Annotated in this window: 2 protein-coding genes; one reads left to right on the forward strand and one right to left on the reverse strand. The window is 63.6% G+C overall.

Features of this window, described 5'->3' with window-relative positions; translation table 11 throughout:
• A partial coding sequence (locus AC1DVM_RS23040) for an AI-2E family transporter (RefSeq protein WP_477258451.1) occupies positions 1 to 875 on the reverse strand: 875 nt, incomplete at its 3' end.
• A gap of 154 nt (positions 876 to 1,029) precedes the next feature.
• Here AC1DVM_RS23040 and ku point away from each other — a divergent pair.
• Complete coding sequence (gene ku, locus AC1DVM_RS23045) at positions 1,030 to 1,956, forward strand: non-homologous end joining protein Ku (protein WP_477258453.1); 927 nt, start codon at positions 1,030 to 1,032, stop codon at positions 1,954 to 1,956.
• Positions 1,957 to 2,003: the final 47 nt, after the last annotated feature.

Genomic DNA, 2,003 nt, shown 5'->3' on the forward strand with positions numbered 1-2,003 from the left:
GGATAGAGCACATTGTCGATGACGCCGATCACCGCCGTGCCCCAAAGCGTCAGCAGGAGGGCGCTGCCCCATTCGCCCGCGACCGCCAGATAGGCCGCGACCGGCGCCCATATGACGAAGGCGCCCAGGAAGGGCACCACGGCGAGAAGGCCCATCACCAGACCCCAGAACAGCGGCGCGGGGATGTCCAGCCACCAGAACACAAGGCCACCGAGGGTACCCTGCAGGGCGGCCACGACGACGGTGCCGTAGACCGTGGCCCGAACGGTGTTCCCGACGCGCTCCTTGAGTTTCGAGAATTCCGGCGGCGTGAGTGGAAGGAGATGCCGCAGGACCATTTCGGCCTGATCGCCGTCCCGCAGGAAGTAGAACAGGAAATAGAAAGTCAGCAGAAGGCTCACGAAACCCGCGAATGAGCCCCGCACAACCGAGGCGCTGAACGTCGTCAGCCAGGTCGTGGTGGTGTTGAAAAGGTCCGGCACGTCGAGGCGCTCGTCGATCCACGTCATGGCCCGCGCCATCCAGGGATGGGCTTCGAGCGTGCCGCGCCACGATCCTGATTCCACGGCGGAATTGAGAGCGCCCGCACCCCGCACCGCCTCCGCGAGCATCGCGCTGAAGACGAAGATCGCAGGGATCACGACGACGATCGCGACGACGACGACGGTCACCGAGGCCGACGCTCCCTCGGAGCCCCAGGCTGCTCGCAATCGCGTGGCAAGGGGCCGGAACAGGATCGACAGCGTGAACGACCACACGAGGGGAGACAGGAAGGGGATCGCCAGTCGATAGCAGAGATAGAGCGCGAGCACGATCCCGGCCAGTAGAGTGGCGGACGAGATACTGTAGCGGATGGGGGGAATCGAGGCGGGCATTCATCGGCGCTCCGGGACCAGAACACCTGTCAGAAAACCCGCCGCCCGGTCAATGGAGCGCTCGGAAATCCCCAGCGCGACCCGGAATGTCGCTCCTCTCGGCGGAACGGGCGGTGAAGCGCCGAGTTGATTCGCCGATATCGGGACGAGCATCATGGCACCACGGGCAAACTGGAAGGGATTTCTGAAAGTCGGAGAGCTCTCATGCCCGGTTGCGCTCTACACCGCGGCGTCCAGTTCCGACCGTATCGCCTTCCACACCTTGAATCGCGAAACCGGCCACCGGGTCCGGCGCGTCTTCGTCGATCCTGAAACCGACGATGTCGTGACCGCCGAGGAGCAGGTCAAAGGCTATGAGGTGGCCAAGGGCGAATACGTGATGCTCGAGCCGGAGGAAGTCGCTGCCGCCGTTCCGGAAAGCGACAAGACCCTCGATGTCGAGGCCTTCATCGCTTGCGGGGATATCGACGACATCTATTTCGACCGTCCCTATTATCTCGCGCCCGGCAGCGCGGCCGCGCAGGAGGCTTTCGCTCTCGTTCGTGAAGGAATGAAAGCGAAGCAGGTCGCGGCCCTCGCCAAGGCGGTCTTGTTCCGGCGCGTCCGCACCCTTCTGGTGCGCGTTCACGGCGACGGCCTGATCGCGACGACGCTCAATTTCGATTACGAAATCCGCTCCGCTCAGGAAGCTTTCGACGAAATTCCGAACCGAAAAATCGACGGCGAGATGCTGGAATTGGCCAATCACATCATCGAAACCAAACGCGGAAAGTTCGAGCCCAGCAAGTTCGAGGACCGCTACGAGAACGCCCTCGCGGATCTGGTCAAGRCCAAGATGGAGGGAAAACCCTTCGCGCCCCGCAAGGAGCCGCAGGCCACGAACGTGGTCAATCTCATGGATGCGCTGCGAAAGAGCGCCGGTATCGGCGCGAAAGCCGCGAGCAAGTCCGAGGCGAAGACCGGCAAGGGCGCAGGTGGGGGCGGGCGAAAAACGGCCGCTGCGAAGAGCAAGTCCACCACCGCGAAAAAAACAGCCGCCAAGAAAAGCGCCTCGGCCGCGCCTCGCCGCAAGGCGGGCTGACCGGAAGGCGTTTCGCGATTACCTGCCTTTCCGCGGCTTCTTCGCCG

Source organism: Microvirga sp. P4_A5 (assembly GCF_056402495.1).